At 74.5% G+C, this 17,388-nt stretch carries 18 protein-coding genes; 9 read left to right on the top strand and 9 right to left on the bottom strand.

All coding sequences use genetic code 11. From position 1 onward, the window contains the following. The 4 genes from ABZ135_RS33175 to ABZ135_RS33160 form a co-directional block, all read right to left on the bottom strand. Positions 1-711: a response regulator transcription factor gene (locus ABZ135_RS33175; protein WP_356701131.1), complete on the bottom strand. Its 711-nt coding sequence runs from the start codon at positions 709-711 to the stop codon at positions 1-3. After that, a complete protein-coding gene (locus tag ABZ135_RS33170; protein WP_356701129.1) occupies positions 708-1,937 on the bottom strand; it encodes a sensor histidine kinase in 1,230 nt (409 codons plus the stop codon). The genes ABZ135_RS33175 and ABZ135_RS33170 overlap by 4 nt, the downstream gene beginning before the upstream one ends. An 84-nt stretch (positions 1,938-2,021) precedes the next feature. Next, entirely contained in the window at positions 2,022-2,300 is a 279-nt protein-coding gene (locus ABZ135_RS33165) for a hypothetical protein (protein WP_356701127.1), read from the bottom strand. 41 nt (positions 2,301-2,341) lie between these two features. After that, a complete protein-coding gene (locus ABZ135_RS33160) occupies positions 2,342-3,139 on the bottom strand; it encodes a PspA/IM30 family protein (protein ID WP_356701125.1) in 798 nt (265 codons plus the stop codon). 250 nt (positions 3,140-3,389) lie between these two features. On the opposite strand from ABZ135_RS33160, the gene ABZ135_RS33155 reads away from it, so the two are divergent. From ABZ135_RS33155 to ABZ135_RS33145, 3 genes are all read left to right on the top strand, one after another. Next, entirely contained in the window at positions 3,390-3,992 is a 603-nt protein-coding gene (locus ABZ135_RS33155; protein ID WP_356701123.1) for a DUF3043 domain-containing protein, read from the top strand. A gap of 26 nt (positions 3,993-4,018) precedes the next feature. Then, positions 4,019-4,792: a methyltransferase domain-containing protein gene (locus tag ABZ135_RS33150; RefSeq protein ID WP_356701178.1), complete on the top strand. Its 774-nt coding sequence runs from the start codon at positions 4,019-4,021 to the stop codon at positions 4,790-4,792. Between the two features lie 120 nt (positions 4,793-4,912). Beyond that, positions 4,913-5,956: a trypsin-like peptidase domain-containing protein gene (locus ABZ135_RS33145; RefSeq protein WP_356701121.1), complete on the top strand. Its 1,044-nt coding sequence runs from the start codon at positions 4,913-4,915 to the stop codon at positions 5,954-5,956. 282 nt (positions 5,957-6,238) lie between these two features. Here ABZ135_RS33145 and ABZ135_RS33140 read toward each other — a convergent pair whose 3' ends face one another. Continuing rightward, positions 6,239-6,445: a hypothetical protein gene (locus tag ABZ135_RS33140; RefSeq protein WP_356701119.1), complete on the bottom strand. Its 207-nt coding sequence runs from the start codon at positions 6,443-6,445 to the stop codon at positions 6,239-6,241. 80 nt (positions 6,446-6,525) lie between these two features. Here ABZ135_RS33140 and ABZ135_RS33135 point away from each other — a divergent pair, with 80 nt between their 5' ends. The 4 genes from ABZ135_RS33135 to ABZ135_RS33120 all read left to right on the top strand — a co-directional run bounded on the left by ABZ135_RS33135 (position 6,526) and on the right by ABZ135_RS33120 (position 11,397). Further along, positions 6,526-7,725, top strand: coding sequence for a bifunctional adenosylcobinamide kinase/adenosylcobinamide-phosphate guanylyltransferase (locus ABZ135_RS33135; RefSeq protein WP_356701118.1), 1,200 nt, complete (start codon positions 6,526-6,528; stop codon positions 7,723-7,725). Positions 7,726-7,769: 44 nt separating this feature from the next. After that, positions 7,770-8,837 carry a nicotinate-nucleotide--dimethylbenzimidazole phosphoribosyltransferase gene (locus ABZ135_RS33130; RefSeq protein ID WP_356701176.1) on the top strand — a complete coding sequence of 356 codons (1,068 nt, stop codon included), beginning with the start codon at positions 7,770-7,772 and terminating at the stop codon, positions 8,835-8,837. Between the two features lie 89 nt (positions 8,838-8,926). Then, positions 8,927-10,687: a phosphatidylglycerol lysyltransferase domain-containing protein gene (locus ABZ135_RS33125; protein WP_356701117.1), complete on the top strand. Its 1,761-nt coding sequence runs from the start codon at positions 8,927-8,929 to the stop codon at positions 10,685-10,687. Continuing rightward, entirely contained in the window at positions 10,684-11,397 is a 714-nt protein-coding gene (locus ABZ135_RS33120) for a hypothetical protein (protein ID WP_356701115.1), read from the top strand. The genes ABZ135_RS33125 and ABZ135_RS33120 overlap by 4 nt, the downstream gene beginning before the upstream one ends. On the opposite strand, the gene ABZ135_RS33115 is transcribed toward ABZ135_RS33120, so the two are convergent. After that, on the bottom strand, positions 11,334-12,101 hold the full coding sequence (locus ABZ135_RS33115) for a hypothetical protein (protein WP_356701113.1): 768 nt from the start codon (positions 12,099-12,101) through the stop codon (positions 11,334-11,336). The two genes, ABZ135_RS33120 and ABZ135_RS33115, sit on opposite strands and share 64 nt — an antisense overlap. A 78-nt stretch (positions 12,102-12,179) precedes the next feature. On the opposite strand from ABZ135_RS33115, the gene ABZ135_RS33110 reads away from it, so the two are divergent. Together ABZ135_RS33110 and ABZ135_RS33105 are read left to right on the top strand one after the other, a co-directional pair. Further along, the gene (locus ABZ135_RS33110) at positions 12,180-12,944 is read left to right on the top strand and encodes an adenosylcobinamide-GDP ribazoletransferase (protein WP_356701111.1); all 765 of its coding nucleotides are present in this window, start codon (positions 12,180-12,182) and stop codon (positions 12,942-12,944) included. 57 nt (positions 12,945-13,001) lie between these two features. Further along, positions 13,002-14,219 carry a hypothetical protein gene (locus ABZ135_RS33105; RefSeq protein ID WP_356701110.1) on the top strand — a complete coding sequence of 406 codons (1,218 nt, stop codon included), beginning with the start codon at positions 13,002-13,004 and terminating at the stop codon, positions 14,217-14,219. Here the strand turns inward: ABZ135_RS33105 and ABZ135_RS33100 are convergent. The 3 genes from ABZ135_RS33100 to ABZ135_RS33090 are packed head-to-tail and all read right to left on the bottom strand — an operon-like array spanning position 14,216 to position 17,287. Next, the gene (locus ABZ135_RS33100) at positions 14,216-15,001 is read right to left on the bottom strand and encodes an endo alpha-1,4 polygalactosaminidase (RefSeq protein ID WP_356701108.1); all 786 of its coding nucleotides are present in this window, start codon (positions 14,999-15,001) and stop codon (positions 14,216-14,218) included. The two genes, ABZ135_RS33105 and ABZ135_RS33100, sit on opposite strands and share 4 nt — an antisense overlap. Next, complete coding sequence (locus tag ABZ135_RS33095) at positions 14,998-15,639, bottom strand: spherulation-specific family 4 protein (protein ID WP_356701106.1); 642 nt, start codon at positions 15,637-15,639, stop codon at positions 14,998-15,000. Before ABZ135_RS33095 ends, ABZ135_RS33100 begins: the two co-directional genes overlap by 4 nt. A 10-nt stretch (positions 15,640-15,649) precedes the next feature. Continuing rightward, on the bottom strand, positions 15,650-17,287 hold the full coding sequence (locus tag ABZ135_RS33090) for a hypothetical protein (RefSeq protein ID WP_356701174.1): 1,638 nt from the start codon (positions 17,285-17,287) through the stop codon (positions 15,650-15,652). Positions 17,288-17,388 lie beyond the last annotated feature (101 nt).

Below are 17,388 nucleotides of genomic sequence, written 5' to 3'. Positions count from 1 at the left end.
TCACTCCACCCTTGGGCGTACCAGCCCCGACTCGTAGGCCGTGACGACCAGTTGGGCCCGGTCCCGGGCGCCCAGCTTGGCCATGGTCCGGTTCACGTGCGTCTTGACGGTCAGCGGGCTCACGTCGAGCCGCTCGGCGATCTCGTCGTTGGACAGGCCGCCCGCCACGAGCACCAGGACCTCCCGCTCGCGGGCGGTGAGCGCTCCGAGCCGCTCCCCGTACGAGGCGGCCGTGGCCCGCTCCGGGTCGGCGCCGCCGCCCTGCGCGAGGAAGGTGGCGATCAGGCCCTTGGTGGCCGCCGGGGACAGCAGCGCCTCGCCCGCGTGCGCGATGCGGATGGCGCCGAGCAGCTCCTCGGGCTCGGCGCCCTTGCCGAGGAAGCCGGAGGCACCGGCGCGCAGCGACTGCACCACGTACTCGTCGACCTCGAAGGTGGTCAGCATGACGATCCGTACGGCGGACAGCTCCGGATCGGCGGTGATCATGCGGGTCGCGGCGAGGCCGTCGGTGCCGGGCATCCGGATGTCCATCAGGACCACGTCCGCCTTCGTCTCCCGGGCCCGGGCCACCGCCTCGGCCCCGTCGGCGGCCTCCGCGACGACCTCCATGTCCGGCTCGGAGTCCACCAGCACCCTGAAGGCGCTGCGGAGCAGGGCCTGATCGTCGGCGAGCAGCACCCGGATGGGCGGTGTCGCCCCGGTTCCCGTCATTCCTCGTCCTCCCCCGTGCGGCCGGTCACGGGCAGTATCGCCTGCACCCGGAAGCCGCCGCCGTAGCGGGGTTCGGCGGTCAGCGTGCCGCCGAGCGCCGTCACCCGTTCGCGCATCCCGATCAGTCCGTGACCGCCGCCGTCGTCCGCCGGGGCCGGCTGCGCCGGGCCGTCGTCGAGGACGGTGATCTCGACCGTGCGGCCGACCCGCAGCACGCTGACCTCGGCCCGGGCGTCCGGTCCGGCGTGCTTGCGCACATTGGTCAGCGCCTCCTGGATGATCCGGTACGCGGCGAGGTCGACGGCGGCCGGCAGGGCGGTGCCGCCGTCGGTGCGGGTCAGCTCGACCGGCAGACCGGCGTTGCGGAAGGTGGCCAGCAGGTCGTCGAGGACGGCCAGGCCCGACACCGGCTCCGTCGGCGCCTCCGGATCGCCCGACTGGCGCAGCAGGCCCACGGTGGCGCGCAGCTCGTCCAGGGCCGAGCGGGAGGCGGTACGGACGTGCGCGAGGGCCTCCTTCGCCTGGTCGGGGCGCTTGTCCATGACGTGCGCGGCCACTCCGGCCTGCACGTTGACCAGGGCGATGTGGTGGGCGACGACGTCATGGAGGTCGCGGGCGATCCGCAGCCGCTCCTCGGCGACCCGCCGCCGGGCCTCCTCCTCGCGGGTCTGTTCCGCGCGCTCGGCCCGCTCCCGGATGGCGTCGACGAACGCCCGGCGGCTGCGCACCGCGTCGCCGGCCGCCGCGGCCATGCCCGTCCAGGCGAAGACGCCCAGGTTCTCCTGCGCGTACCAGGGGGTGGGGCCGAAGACCATGGCGGCGCAGGTCAGCACGCCCATGGTGGCGATGCCGAGCCGCCAGGTGGTGGGCCGGTCGGTGCGGGAGGCGACGGTGTAGAGGGCGATGACGGCGCTCATCGCGACCGGCGCGGGCCGCTCCTCGCCGACCAGGCCGAACAGGGACACCGTGACGGTCACGGCGAGCACCGGGATCGGGCAGCGGCGGCGGAACACCAGGGCGAGGGCCCCGAGCAGCATGAGCACGACACCGGTGACGGTGGGGGCGCGGTCGCCGAAGGTGGGGCCGTTGGGGCTGCCGTGCGGGTCCGCGAAGGAGCCGGTGATCATGCAGGCGAGCACGACGAACGCGAGACCCGCGTCGAAGGCGAGCCGGTGGTTCCGCAGCCAGTGGCGGGTACGGGCGAGGGCGGCGCCGGTGGTCGTCACACCAGGGAACGGTACGGGGTTCGGGAGACGGCGCCGCCCCGCCTCCCGGGCGGGGGGCGGGGCGGGGGGAGCCGGAGCAGGGCGTCAGCCCGGGATCAGACCGTCGTCGGTGAGCATCTCGCGGACCTCGTCGAGGCTCGCGTCAGGGGCGGGCAGGATCAGTTCGGAAGGCTCCAGGGCCTCGTCCGGGAGCGGTTCGCCCAGCAGGCGGACCTTGTCGAGCAGGGCGTGCAGCGTGCGGCGGAAGCCCGCCTCGTCGCCGCCGTCCATCTCCCCCAGGAGCTCTTCGTCGAGCACGTTGAGCTCGGCGAAGTGGCTGTCGGCCAGCTTCCACTGGCCCTCCCCCATGATCCGTACGATCATGACGCGTCCTTGACTGGTCGGCTACCGCTGGTCGGGGTCGGCTACTGCTTGTCGAAGCGGGGCTGGGACTGCTGCTGGTTCTGGCCCTGATTCTGGCCGGAGCCGCCCTCCAGGGCCTGCTGCTGCGCGGACGGGCCGCCCGCGAGCTCCGCCTTCATCCGCTGGAGCTCCAGCTCCACGTCCGTACCGCCGGACAGCCGGTCGAGCTCGGCCTGGATGTCGTCCTTCGCCAGGCCCGACTGGTCGTCCAGCGCGCCCGAGGCGAGCAGCTCGTCGATCGCGCCGGCCCGCGCCTGGAGCTGGGCGGTCTTGTCCTCGGCCCGCTGGATCGCCAGACCGACGTCGCTCATCTCCTCGGAGATGCCGGAGAACGACTCGGCGATCCGGGTCTGCGCCTGCGCCGCCGTGTAGGTCGCCTTGATCGTCTCCTTCTTCGTGCGGAAGGCGTCGACCTTGGCCTGGAGGCGCTGCGCCGCGAGGGTGAGCTTCTCCTCCTCGCCCTGCAGGGTCTGGTGCTGCACCTCCAGGTCGCTGACCTGCTGCTGCAGCGCCGCCCGCCGGGACAGCGCCTCGCGGGCCAGGTCCTCGCGGCCGAGCGCCAGCGCCTTGCGGCCCTGGTCCTCCAGCTTGGCGGACTGGCTCTGGAGCTGGTTCAACTGCAGTTCGAGGCGCTTGCGGGAGGTCGCCACGTCGGCGACACCCCGGCGCACCTTCTGCAGGAGCTCCAACTGCTTCTGGTAGGAGTAATCGAGGGTCTCGCGCGGATCCTCGGCCCGGTCGAGGGCCTTGTTTGCCTTCGCGCGGAAGATCATCCCCATACGCTTCATGACACCGCTCATGGGCTTCGCGCGCCCCCTTCTGACGGACTCGGCTCCAGCACTCCAACATGAACCACAGTACGGTTCCCAACTCCATTACCGCACTGTTCGGGGCCCGATGTGCTCCTCCCCAAGGACGAGTGACGATCACGGACCCTCCGGCCCAGGGAGTAGACGGACCCCGGGGTCGTACCGGGTCAGACGCAGGGTGTGAGCGGATCGTTCCCGCAGACGCTGGGGTCCATGCCCGGCAGCACGTACGCTTGGCCTTGTGTTCCGTAGCCGTTCGAAGGATGAGAAGGCCCCCACCGAGAAGGTGACGGCGGACCTCTCCAAGCAGCCCCGCGACCCCGAGGCCCCCAAGGGCCGCCCGACACCCAAGAGGAGCGAGGCACAGACCCAGCGCCGGCGTGCGCAGACCGCACCGCTGGACCGCAAGGAGGCCATGAAGCGCCAGCGGGAGGCCCGCCGTATGGACCTCGCCCGCCAGCGCGAGGCCCTGGCCAGCGGTGACGAGCGTTATCTGCCGGCCCGCGACAAGGGCCCGGTGCGGCGCTTCGTCCGCGACTTCGTCGACTCCCGCTTCGCCGTGGCCGAGTTCTTCCTGCCGATGGCCGTGGTGATCCTCGTGCTGTCGCTGTTCGGCAACGCCAACCCTTCCCTGCAGAACATCTCGCTGCTGCTCTGGGCCGGTGTGATCGTCATGATCGTCATCGACTCGATCGGGCTGAGCATCCGGCTGCGCAAGCAGCTCAACGAGCGGTTCCCGAACGAGCCCAAGCGCGGCGCCGTCGCGTACGGCCTGATGCGCACGCTCCAGATGCGCCGACTGCGGCTGCCCAAGCCGCAGGTCAAGCGCGGAGAGCGGCCCTGAGCGCCGACTCCGGTCCGGGCGAGGCGCTGCCCGTGGTCGGCCACTGGCCGGTCGTTCCCGGTGGGCTGCGTGACACCGTCCGCCAGGAACTGATCGCCCGCCAGCTCGACGAGCAGATAGCCGGCCGCTACCCCGTGGGGCAGCGGCTGCGCATCCTCGACGTCGGCATGGGGCAGGGCACCCAGGCCCTGCGCCTCGCCCGCGCCGGACACACCGTGACCGGCATGGAGGCCGACCCGGAGCTGCTCAAGGCCGCCCGCGACTCGCTGGCGACCGAACCGGCCGGCATCCGCGAGCGGGTCCGGCTGATCGAGGGCGACGGACGCGAGACCGGGGTGCACTTCCTGCCCGGCAGCTTCGACATCGTCCTCTGCCACGGCGTGCTCATGTACGCCGACGAGCCCGACGCCCTGCTCGCCGGTCTGGCCCGCATGCTCGCCCCGGGCGGCCTGTTGTCCCTGGTGGTACGGAACGCCGAGGCCCTCGCCATGCGGCCGGGTCTCGCCGGGGACTGGGTGGGCGCGCTCGCCGGCTTCGACTCCGACGTGTACGAGGACGGCGCCGGCGTGAAGGTCCGGGCCGACCGGCTCGACACGCTCACCTCCACCCTGGCCGGGATCGCGGCGCCGCTGCACGCCTGGTACGGGGTGCGGGTCTTCACCGACACGATCCCCGGCGACCTCGGCCTCCCGGCCGCCGACGAGCTCGAACGGCTGCTGGCCGCCGAGGACCGGGCCGGGCGGACCGACCCGTACCGGCGGATCGCCGGGCTGCTGCACCTGTGCGGGGTACGGGGCTGAGCGGGCGGGCCTGACGGGCCGGGGGTGCGGGGCGTGCGGGCCGGAGCCTCGCGCGGCCCGGGCCCCCTGTTCGGGTGCCTTGCCGAGGCGCGCCGGGCGGGCGGCACGGAGACTGCGGACATGAGACGCCTCCTGCTCCCCCTCGCCGCCGGAGCCTGTGCCGTCACCCTGGCCGGCGGCTGCTCCCCGGCTCCGGTGCCCCGCGCCGAGCGGTCCACCCAGGCCGCGGCCCCGCTCGTCTCCAACGAGCTCCAGGACGACTACCAGGCCGTGATCAGGGACGTCCTGCCGTCGGTCGTCCAGATCGACGCGTCGGAGAGCCTGGGCTCCGGGGTCGTCTACGACGGCAAGGGGCACATCGTCACCAACGCGCACGTCGTCGGCCGGGAGAGGTCCTTCAAGGTCACCGCGGCGACCGGCGGCCAACCCATCACGGCACGGCTCGTCGCCGCCTATCCCGAGCAGGACCTCGCCGTGATCCGGCTCGACGACGTGCCGCAGGGGCTGAAGGCGGCGCGGTTCGGGGACTCGGGCAAGGTCGACATGGGGCAGATCGTCCTGGCGATGGGCTCGCCGCTCGGCCTGTCCGGCAGCGTCACCCAGGGCATCGTCTCCGCGACCGGCCGCACGGTCAGCGAGGGCCGCCGGGGCGGCGGCACCGGCGCGACGATCGCCAACATGATCCAGACCTCCGCCGCGATCAACCCCGGCAACAGCGGGGGCGCGCTGGTGAACCTGGACGGCGAGGTCATCGGCATCCCGACCCTCGCGGCGACGGACCCGGAGCTGGGCGGCGGCTCGGCGCCGGGGATCGGCTTCGCGATCCCCGCGTCGATGGTGCGGACCGTGGCCGACCAGATCATCAGGACGGGCAAGGTGACGGACTCGGGCCGGGCCGCGCTCAACATCACCGGGCGCACGGTCCTGGACGACGACTACCGGCCGGCCGGGGTCGCGATCGTCGAGGCGACGGCGGGCGGGGCGGCCGCGAAGGCGGGGCTGCGGGCGGGGGACGTCATCACCCGCGTGGGCGACGAGCCCATCACGACGATCACCTCGCTCGCGGAGGCGCTGGCCGCGCGGAAGCCGGGCGACAAGGTGACGGTGGTCTTCACACGCGGGGCGCGGGAGAACAGGGCCGAGGTGACGCTCGGCGAGATCTAGGGGGTGGGTGGGTGTGCGGGGGGCCGGGGGGCCGGGGGCTCGGGGGGCGGCGCGTGGTGCGCGAGGGCCCGGGGGCCCGGGGGCGGGCGGTACGCAGACGCCGGACGCCCGGGGCGAGTGGCGCGCGGGCACCGAGGCCCAGGGGCAGGTGGTCCGCAGGCGCCGGGGCCGGGGCAGGTGGTCCGCAGGCGACGGACGCCCGGGGCGAGTGGTGCGAGGGCCCGGGGCGGGTGGTGTGCGGGGGCCGGGTCGGCCCCCGCTTTCGTGTGGCCGCCGGGCGTTCTAGCCCTCCGCGTCGAGCGGCATCGGGCCGTAGACCTTCGTGCCGTCCTCGGAGAGGGTCACCTGGTCGGCGCCGCCGTCCAGGAGGTCGCGCCAGTGCTCACCGATCCAGGATTCCGCGTCGCCCTGGGTGGTGAACTCCTCGGGCGTCACCGACGGGGTGACCTCGGTGCCGTCGGACTTCTCGAACCGCCACGTCCATGCCATGTCCGCCTCCGGATGATCGGTTTCCTGCCCGCAGCGTAGCCGGGCGCGCACCCCTCGCGGTGACGCGGGAGGATCTGAGCGTGGAACTGACACTGCTCGGCACCGGCGCACCCCTCGGACTCCCCCGCCCCGGCTGCCCCTGCGCCGTGTGCGCGCTGTCCCGTGGGGAGCGGGCGCGGGCCGCGACCTCGCTGCTCGTGGACGGAGCCCTGCTGCTCGATCTGACGCCGGGCGCCGCGCTGGCGGCGGCCCGGTCGGGGCATTCGCTGGTCGGGGTGCGGCAGGTGCTGCTGACGCATCCGCACGACGGTCCCGCCGTGGAGGTGCCGGCGGGGCTGCCGGCGGCCGGGCGGGTGCCGGACGGGCGGGAGCTGACGCTGATCAGCGGGCACACGGTGCGGGCCGTGCCGATGGACGCGCCGGGCACGGGGTACGAGGTGACCTCGGCGGACGGGGAGCGGCTGCTGTATCTGCCGCCGGGCGGCGCTCCGGCGGGCCTGGAGGACGGCCGTACCCCGTACGACATGGTCGTGGCGGACGTGACGGGTCGGCCGGACGCTCTGGCCCGGCTGCGGGCGAGCGGGGCCGTGGGGGCGAGTACGGACGTGGTGGCGGTGCACCTGGACCATGACACCCCGACGGGCGCCGAGCTGGACCGGCGGCTCGCGGCGGCGGGCGCGCGGGCGGTGCCGGACGGGACGACGCTGTACGTCGGCGAGTACCACGCCGTACCGGAGGTGCCGCGGCGGACGCTGGTGACGGGCGGGGCCAGGTCGGGCAAGTCGGTGGAGGCCGAGCGGCGTCTGGAGACCTTCCCCGAAGTGCTGTACGTGGCGACGGGCGGCACGCGGGAGGGCGATCAGGAGTGGGCGCGGCGGGTGAGCCTGCACCGGGAGCGCAGGCCCGGGTCGTGGCGGACGGCGGAGACCTGCGACCTCGTACCGCTGCTGCGGGAGGACGGGTGCGCGCTGCTGATCGACTGCCTGTCGCTGTGGCTGACCGACGCCATGGACCGGGTCGGCGCCTGGGACGACGAGCGGTGGGCGGCCGGCGGCCGGGAGGAGCTGGCCGCCCGGATCGCGGAGCTGGTGACGGCGGTGCGGGAGACGAGCCGCACGGTGGTCACGGTGACGAACGAGGTGGGATCCGGGGTGGTCCCGTCGACGGCGGCGGGGCGGCGCTTCCGGGACGAGCTGGGGCGGCTGAACGCGGCCTTCGGGGACGAGTGCGAGCAGGTGGTGCTCGTGGTGGCCGGGCAGGCGCTGGTGCTGCGCGGGTAGGGTGCGAGCCCCATGACTGTTTGACTCCGTAGGTGGAATCCATCGTGAACCTCGACGACTTCTCCGATCTGATCGAGCGCCCGGACGGGGGGATACGGCGCGACGCCGAGGAGCGCCGGACTCGGCTGGCCGTCCGGCCCGGTGCGCTCGGGCGGCTCGACGAGCTGGGCGAGTGGCTGGCGGCGGCGCAGGGCCGGGTGCCGGTGCGGCCGGTGGAGCAGCCGAAGGTGGTGCTGTTCGCGGGCGACCACGGGGTGGCCTCGCTGGACGTGTCCGGGCGGGCCGCGGGCGGTGCGTACGAGCTGGTGCGCGCGGTGCTCGACGGGGCGAGCCCGGTGGCGGTGCTCGCGCGGGCGCAGCAGGTGCCGGTGCGGGTGGTGGACGCGGGTCTGGACTGCGATCCGGAGCTGTTGCCCGCGGAGGTGACGCGGCGTCGGGTGCGGCGCGGTTCGGGGCGGATCGACGTCGAGGACGCGCTGACGGCGGAGGAGACGCGGGCGGCTCTGGAGCTCGGCGTCGCGGTCGCCGACGAGGAGGCCGACGCGGGGACCGATCTCGTGGTCCTCGGGGACGTCAGTGTGGGGGGTACGACGCCGGCGTCGACGCTGATCGCGGCGCTGTGCGGGACGGACGCCTCGGTGGTGACCGGCCGGGGCGGCGCCGGGATCGACGACCTGGCCTGGATGCGCAAGTGCGCGGCGATCCGGGACGCGCTGCGGCGGGCCCGGCCGGTGCTCGGTGACCAGGTGGAGCTGCTCGCGGCGGTGGGCGGCGCGGACCTGGCGGCGATGACCGGGTTCCTGCTGCAGTGCTCGGTGCGGCGGACGCCGGTGATCCTCGACGGTGTGGTGGGCGCGGCCTGCGCGCTGGTGGCGCAGCGGGCGGCGTTCCGGGCGCCGGACTGGTGGCTGGCGGGTCAGGTGAGCGGGGAGCCGGCGCAGGCGAAGGCGCTGGACCGGATGGCGCTCAACCCTCTGCTCGACCACGGCGTCACTGTGGGCGAGGGAACCGGGGCGTTGCTCGCGCTTCCGCTCGTCCGAGCCGCCGCCGCGCTGGCGGCGGAGCTGCCGGAAGTGACCATTCCGGACGCTGTGGCGGCCGAGGAGAGCTGAGCCGGAGGACCAGGGCACCGGGTGCGACGCGCGAGCGCGCGCATCCGGCGCCCGGCCATGCGAAGCGATGCCCCATATGATCGCTTTTCATGGGAGAGGTCCGTTTGTCCACCGAAGGAGCGCCCCAGGGCACGGTCCGTTCACGGCGCAGCGCCGCGTTCGCCGTCTGGTATCTGCGGGCCGTCACGTTCGTCAACTTCCTGAGCGCCGTCTGGGTCTCCTTCGGCCAGGACCTGCGCCGGCACAACGAGGACGACTACTTCACCCCGTATCTGCTGACCGCCGGCTTCGCCTCCGGCGTCTTCACGCTCTTCCTCGCGATCACCATGCGCCGCCGCAAGCGGGCCGCGTGGATCCTCAACGTGGTGCTCTGCGGGCTCTTCCTGCTGCTGTTCACGCTGGTGATGTTCTTCCCCGAGATCCGGCGGCACGCGCAGAACTGGATCTCCCTGGTCCTGACGGCCGCCTTCTTCCTCGCGCTGTTGCTCGGACGCAAGGAGTTCTACGCCAAGGGCGACCGCTCCAACCCGCTGCTGGCGGCGGTGGTCGCGGCCGGCGGGCTGCTCGTCACCTCCCTGCTGGCCGCCGCGCTGGTCACGGCCACCAACACCGCGACCGGGCCCTCCACCTTCCTGGAGCGCTGGCGGTACGGGGTGATGCGCCTGGTCACGCTGGCCGCCGACGACAGCCGCTTCGCCGGGATCGCCACACCCGGCTGGGTCGACGTCGTCATCAACGTCATGTCCACCGTGCTGCTCTTCGCGGTGCTCTTCGCCGCCTTCCGCTCCCGGCGGGCCGTCGACCCGCTCACCGAGGAGGACGAGGACCGGCTGCGGGCGCTGCTCGACAAGCACGGCGAGCGGGACTCGCTGGGCTACTTCGCGCTGCGCCGCGAGAAGAGCGTGGTGTGGTCGCCGAGCGAGAAGGCGGCCGTCGCCTACCGGGTGGTGGGCGGGGTGTCGCTGGCCTCCGGCGACCCGATCGGCGACCCGGAGGCATGGCCCGGCGCCATCGAGCCGTGGCTGGCCCAGGCCCGCGAGCACGGCTGGATCCCGGCGGTGATGGGGGCGAGCGAGGAGGCCGGCACCATCTACGCCCGGCACGGGCTCGACGCGCTGGAGCTGGGGGACGAGGCCATCGTGGAGACCGCCGAGTTCACCCTCGACGGGCGGGCCATGCGCACGGTCCGGCAGGCTTACAACCGGGTCGGGCGGGCCGGCTACGAGGTCCGCATCCGGCGGCACGAGGACATCCCCGCCGACGAGATGGACGAGCTGCTGCGCAAGGCCGACGACTGGCGCGACGGGGCCACCGAGCGCGGCTTCTCCATGGCGCTCGGACGGCTCGGCGACCCCCGCGACGGCCGGTGCGTGATGCTGGAGTGCACCGACGGCCAAGGGGAGCTGCGGGCGCTGCTGTCCTTCGTGCCGTGGGGGCCGAAGGGGCTGTCGCTGGACCTGATGCGGCGTGACCGGGACTCCGAGAACGGCCTGATGGAGTTCATGGTCATCGAGCTGTTGCAGCGGGCGAAGGAGATCGGGATCACTCAGGTCTCGCTGAACTTCGCGATGTTCCGGTCCGTCTTCGAACGCGGCTCGAAGCTCGGGGCGGGACCCGTGCTGCGCCTGTGGCGTTCGCTGCTCGGCTTCTTCTCCCGCTGGTGGCAGATCGAGTCGCTGTACCGCGCCAACGCCAAGTACCGACCGATCTGGGAGCCCCGATTCATGCTCTTCGAGAAGAGCGCCGACCTGCTGCGGATCGGCCTCGCGGCGGGGCGCGCCGAGGGCTTCCTGGAGGCTCCGGGGCTGCCCAAGTGGCTGCACCGCAAGCACCTGGAGGGCCGGCGGTGAGCCCCTCGCTCAGAGGTTTCGCCCGGCGCGAGTGGGGCCCGCTGTTCGGGACCGTACGGGCGGCGCTGGTGGCCAGGGGGTGGCGGGCGGTCCCGATGACACTGGCCGCCGTGTGCCTCACCTCGCTGTTCCAGTTGGTGCAGAACCAGGACTGGGGCTACCAGCCGGTGCAGGACATCGGCTCGGTGCGGGCCGAGGACCCGCTGTGGCTCGCCCTGCTGCGTACCCCGCTGTCGCTGTTCGTGCCGGCGCTCGACCTGCCGGTGTGGGGGGCGCTCGCGCAGATCCTGCTGGTCTTCGGGATCGCCGAGATCTGCCTGGGCCGGTGGCGGACGCTGGCGCTCGCGTACGCGGCGACGCTCGCCGGCACGCTGTACGCCCGGGTCGGCATCGCCCTCGGGCCCGACGGCCCGCTGGGGCTGCCCGCCTCCGACCGGCTGGTGGTGGACACCGGCCCCTCGGCGGCGGTGGTCGGCCTCGCCGTATACGTGTGCCGGCGCTACCGGGCCTGGTGGACCGGGGGCCTGGTGATCGTGGCGATGGTCGTCGAGGTGATGGTCAAGAACAACCTGGCCGGCAAGGAGCACCTCGCCGCGATCGCGGCCGTGCTGGTGATCGTCGCCGTCCGGGAGTGGTGGGGGCGGCGTCAGCGCGGTGGCGTGGGGCCTCGGCCGGAGGCCCGCTCCTGGAAGCCGCCGATCAGGTCCTGAACCTTCCGGCGCACCCGGCTCCAGCGGCGGTCGTGCCGGTGGGCGCGGACCTCGGCGCGGGCCCGCGCCCGGTGGCGCCGGGCGTAGAGGTGCCGGGACCACCAGGAGCCGGGGCGGGCGAGCCGTACCGCGCCGACGATCGCGACGAAGGGGATCAGGGTGCCGATCACGGCCATCCGGAACTTGCCCTTCACCGCCGTGACGAGGACGAGCAGGAAGTTCAGGGCCAGGGTCAGCAGGAAGGAGGCCCGGTCCTGCCGCTCGTCGGCCGTCATGTCGTCCACGCCGAGCGGGGAGAAGCCGGCGAGGGCGAGCAGGACGAGCGCCGCGGTGAGGACGACGACCTCGACGCTCTTGCGGCCGTCCTCGGACCAGTAGACGTCGTCGAGGTGGAGGATCAGCGCGAACTCGTCGAGCACGAGCCCGGCGCCGATCCCGAAGACCACGGCGAAGACGGCCGAGCCGACGCCGTGCCGGCCGCTGGCGACCGCCCCGAAGCCGCCGAGGACCGTGAGGACCACCCCGGGCACCACGTGGTGGATGTGCAGTCCGCCCGAGGAGACGTTGCGGAAGGGGCCCTTGCCGGCCCGGATGAGCCGGGTGACGGTCCGGGTGGCCAGGAAGGTCAGGAGGAAGGAGGCCAGGGCCAGGAACAGCGGGAGCTTCCCGGGTTCGACGATGTTGCGCGAGAACCAGTGACCCATGCCACCCTCTGCCGGTTGGTCAGTTTCGTGCCAGTATGGCCGATTTGATGGTCGGGGTGGGGCACTACCCTTCCGCGGATGGACGGCCTGCGTTTCGCCTTCGGCACCCTCACGGTGCTCCCCGCCCGCGTCACCCGCTGGGACCGCGACGCGGCACGCGCCGGGATGCTCTGCGCCCCGCTCGCGGGCCTGGTCGTCGGCCTCGCCGCGGCGGGGGTCGGCGGCGGATTCCTGCTGCTCGGCTCGGGCCCGCTGCTCGCCGCCGTCCTCACCGTCGCCGTCCCGGCCCTGCTGACCCGCGGGCTGCACCTCGACGGCCTCGCCGACACCGCCGACGGCCTCGGCAGCGCGAAGCCCGCCGAGGACGCCCTGCGCATCATGAAGCAGTCCGACATCGGCCCCTTCGGCGTGATCACGGTGCTCCTCGCCCTGCTCGCCCAGGTGGCCGCGCTGCACGAGCTCTACGGGCGGGGCTGGGCGCACGGGGCGGTCGCCGCCGCCCTCGCCGCGACGCTCGCCCGCCTCGCCCTCACCCACGCCTCCCGCCACGGCGTCCCGCCCGCCCGCCCCGACGGCCTCGGCGCCCTCGTCGCCGCCACCGTCCCCACCCGCGCGGCCGCCCTCGCGACCGGGGCGGTCCTCCTGCTGTGCGCCGCGTCCGGCGCCCTGTTCTCCCCGTACGACGCCGTCCGCACCCTGCTCGCCTCGGCGGCCGCGCTCGGCGCGGCGGAACTCCTGCTGCGGCGGTGCGTGCGGCGCTTCGGCGGGGTCACCGGAGACGTCTTCGGCGCGGCGGAGGAAACGGCACTGACGGTGGCCCTGGTGGCGCTGACGCTGGGCTGAACCGACGGCGTCCGGTTTGCGACGCAACCATCCGCCACCCCGCGCGGTCATGTGAACATGATCAGACGCCTTGCCCGCACCGGCGCGATACTCGGCGCCGCGTCCCTCCTCCTGACCGCCTGCTCCGGGGGCGGCTCCCCCGCCCCGAAGGCGGCGCCGGCGAAGCACCCGGTGTTCGACGGGAGGCTGGACCGGCAGTTGCTGCTCGCCGTGCGCGAGACCCGGAAGGCGGGCGACGCGAGCTTCACGCAGAAGCTGACGTTCACCTCGGGGAAGTCCGCCTCGGGCAAGGGCGACGTCGTCCGGACGACGAGCGGGCGCCTGGACTTCGCCGGCGGGCGGGGACAGGCCGACGTGGCGTGGACGACTCCGGCGGGACTCCCCGAGCCGACCCGGACCGTCCTGGTGGGCCAGACCGCCGCACGCACGCCCGGCGCCCCCTCCGCCGCGTACCTGGTCGACGGTCAGCGGATCCACTACCGGGCCGACTCCTCCTCCTACTGGATCCGCTACACCACCGCCGACACCACCCAACAGGGCCCGAACGGCCCGCTGGAGCACCTCCGGGGCACCGAGGCACCCGTCGGCGGCACCCTCCTGGAGGGCATCGGCAGCGCCGAGGCGAGCGCGCGGAGCGACGGCCCCGACGGCCGCACCTACCGGGCCGGGCTGCCGTTTCCCGTTCTGCGGATCCTGTTCCCCGACGACCTGGGACGGCATCTGGCGGTGACGCTGGGCACCAGCGTCACGCAGGAGCCGGTTCCGCTCACCGTGACCACGGACCGGCAGGGCCGGATCACCCGCGCCCGGGCCGATCTCACCCGTCTCCTCCGGAAGGACGGCCCCTTCGCCGGCTTCACCGGGCTGACCATGGAACTGACCCTCCGCGGGCACGGCACGTCGGCGACGACGGCCTCCCCCACCGGCGACGTCCGCACGGCCTCGAAGGACGTCCTGCCCCTGCGCGACGTGAAGGACGGGGGCTGCGTCGACTTCGACAACGGTCAGCGGCTCGCGCACATCGTGGTGCGCGTCTCCTGCTCCGGGCCGCACGACGCCCGCGTGTTCACCCAGATCACGCTGCGCGCCGGCACCACCCGGAAGGACACCCAGGAGCGCGCGGACACCGCGTGCCAGTACGCCCACGACGTCGCCCGGCCCGGCTGGATGCCCAAGGTGGCCCGGATCTGGGCCTGGTGGACCCCGGAGCCCGCGGGCGGGTCCGCCAAGGGCCGGGTGACCTGCTACCTCACCACGAAGCGGGGTGAGTCCTAGCAGCCCAGGCGCCAGGCCCCCAGGTCGTACTGCTTGCGGATCGAGCTGAGGCCGAGGGGGCGGGTCTCGGGGCAGAAGTCCTCCGGGGCGAGCTCGTACTCGGCGTGGAAGACGGCCTTGCCGGCCCGGACGAAGGGGGTCAGGAGTTCGCACTCGTCGTACTGGGCGCACTGTTCGTCGACCGCGAAGTCGAAGTCGTCGAGGAGCTGGGGGATCTGGTCCAGGTCGTTCTTCAGGCCGACGGCGAGGCCGCGGTCGTGGGCGAGGCGGGCGATCAGGCGGTTGTAGCGGAGCTGGTCGGCGGCGGTGAGGGGGAAGCCGGTGTCGTGGGTGTAGCCGTCCATGTTGTCGGGTTCGACGGCGTCGAAGCCCTTGGCGCGGCACATGTCGAGGCGGGCGGCCATCAGGGGGGCGAGGAGGTCGGTGCGGCGGATGTCGAGCCAGCGTTCGCCGGGCCAGCCGTTGCCCTTGCCGAGGAGGGACTTCGGGAAGCGGCCGGCGTCGGGGCGGAAGTCCTCCCAGGCGCCGGTGGACAGATAGCAGATGACCTTGCGGCCCCGGCGGTGCAGGTCGGCGACGGTGGCCGCCGGGTGGTCGAAGCCGTCGATGTCGTAGACGGGGACGTCCACGGACGGGTCCAGGCGGCCGCTGAGCTGCCACTGCCAGGCGAGCCCGGGGCGTGGCTGCCAGCGGGGGGCGGGGCCCCGGTCGTCCGGGGACGGCGCGGTCGTGCAGGCCGCCGCGCACAGCAGCAGGGCCAGGAGCGGGAGGAGGCGTCTCACCGGGCGGGCTCCAGGGTGTGGGGCAGGGTGCCCCAGGGGTGCGCCCCGGTGCCGGGGACCGCGCAGTGGACCGGGGTCGTCGGGCGGGCGTCGGCGGGGGCCGCGTACACCAGGTGGCAGTAGTGGTCGGCGACCGGCAGGTCGAGGCCCCGGTAGGAGTCCCAGGGCCCCTCGAAGGTGACCAGCAGGTCGGCCAGGTCCTCGTAGCCGGGGGCCGGGTGGGCGCCGTGGTTGAGGACCAGGGTGCGCGCCCCGGCGGCCCGCGCGGCGACCGCGAGGCGGCGGTAGTGCGGCAGCGCGCCCGGCTCGGTCGGCACCTGGTCGAGGAAGGCGCCGTCGGCCCCGTACCAGTCGCGGTGCCGGACCAGGTCGGCCACGACCTCGGCGTGCGGGCGGCGGCCGTAGTCGGTGTCCGCGTAGCCGAGCACCCGCACCCCGGCGTCCCGGAGCCGGGCGGCGACCTCGGTGAACGCCGGGTCGGGCGCCTGCCCCGCGCCGCTCGCCGGGTTGAGGACGACGCCGTAGAGGGCCGCGGCCGCCGCGACGACGGCGGCCCAGTCCTCGGGGCGGTCGGCGGGATGCTCGTAGAACGGCACCAGGAGGGAGGGCGAGGGCGGGGTGGTGGGCGGAGGAGTCACGTCGGGCCCCCTAGAAGCGGTGCGCGGTCGGTCGTACCAGCAGGACACACGTCAGCACCCCGAGCAGCGTCGCCGCCGCGCCCGCGGCCACCGGCCCCGCCGCCGGGGCGAGGGCCTGCGTGGCGGCGGCGAGCAGGCAGACCGCGGCCGCCGCGACGACCGCCCCGAATGCCTGGAGCAGCAGCCCCAGCCACAGCACGGCGCCGACGAGCAGCAGCGAGCCGATCCGCGGGGCGGAGACGGGCGCGGCGCCGGGCCACAGCAGCGCGGCGGTGACGGTGAGGGCGAGCAGCACGGCCAGATAGCCGCCGAGGCAGCCGGCGAGCGTGACGGTGACGGCGCGGCGGAACGCGGACGCCGTCGTCAGGAGCCGCAGCCGGGCGAGGGTGGCGCCGCGGAAGCGGTGCAGGAGCCATTCGGCCGGGCCCATGGAGAGGGTCAGGGCGATGACGGCGTCGGTGCCCGCGTACAGCACGAGCAGTCCGCTGCCGAGGCCGAACAGGCCGTACGGGACGGAGGCCGCGAGCGGCGGCCCTCCCCGGCCCCGGACGGGCCGGGCGAGCCCGGGGCGCAGCACCAGCGCCGCGAAGGCGACGGTCGCGGTGAGCGACAGGAGCAGCAGGGCGATCCGCAGTGGCTCGGGCAGGTCGTGGCGGAAGGCGGGGACGGCGCCGGCGAGCGGGAGCAGCGCGCACAGCAGGGCCCGTTCCCGGCCGAGGACGAGGAGGACGGTGGCCGCGGCCAGGTAGAGGGCCTGCCCGGTCCCGAACAGGACGGCGGGCCCCTCCCCCGGCCGAGCGGCGGCGGCCGCGACGGCCGCCCCGGCGAACGCGCCGGCGGGGGCGCCGAGGAGCAGGGCGCGGACGGCGGCGCGGCGGTCGCCCAGACCGAGCCAGGTGTACGCGCGGTGGGCGAGGGCCTGGTTCCACACCCAGCCGGTGACCGCCCCGGCGAACAGCGGGACGGCGCCGGGCGGCAGTCCGTGGCGGCCGGGTCCGGCGGCGAGGAGCGGGGCGCCGAGGACGTAGGCGAGGCCGGGGAGGGCGAAGACGAGGCCCCGCAGGAGGCAGCCGCCGAGGCCGGCGTGCCAGGGCCGCGTGGGCGGTGCCTCGGGGGCTGGGTGGCGGCGCTCGGTCCTGGCGTAGAGGTCCTCGGCGAGGGCGAAGGAGTCGGCGCGGCCGTAGGTGAGGCGGATGTGGTCGTCGGTCATGCCGTCGGATTCGAGGAGCGCGGCTATCTCGTCCGGGTGGACGGCGACGGCGGCGAACGCGTCGAGCCGGTCGGCGAGTTCGTCGAGCGGATCGGCGGCGAGGGCGGCGGGCGTGCCGGCCGTGGGGACGGCGGCCGGGCCGGGAGCCGGGCCGGGAGCCGGGGCGGGGGCGGGGTTGCCGCCGGGAAGCGAGCCCGGGGCGGGAGCCGGGGCGGTGGCGGGGTTGGCGCCGGGAAGCGTGCCCGGGGCGGGGGCGGGGTTGGCGCCGGGAAGCGTGCCCGGGCCGGGAGCCGGGGCGGGGGCAGGGTTGCCGCCGGGAAGCGAGCCCGGGCCGGGAGCCGGGGCGGGGGCGGGGTTGCCGCCGGGAAGCGTGCCCGGGCCGGGAGCCGGGGCCGTGGCGGGGTGGGGGCGGGAGCTGAGCCCGGTGAGCGGGCGCACGTACAACGGGTACAGGTAGACCTCCTCCGGCTGCCAGGCGAGGGCGGGTGACTACGAGGTCGACGAGTTCGGCTACGACGAGGAGCTCACCGACCAGGTCC

Source organism: Streptomyces sp. NPDC006339, assembly GCF_040612775.1.
GTDB lineage: Bacteria > Actinomycetota > Actinomycetes > Streptomycetales > Streptomycetaceae > Streptomyces.
Note: the sequence above shows the minus strand (reverse complement) of the source record. Positions and strands in the feature narration are given on the sequence as shown.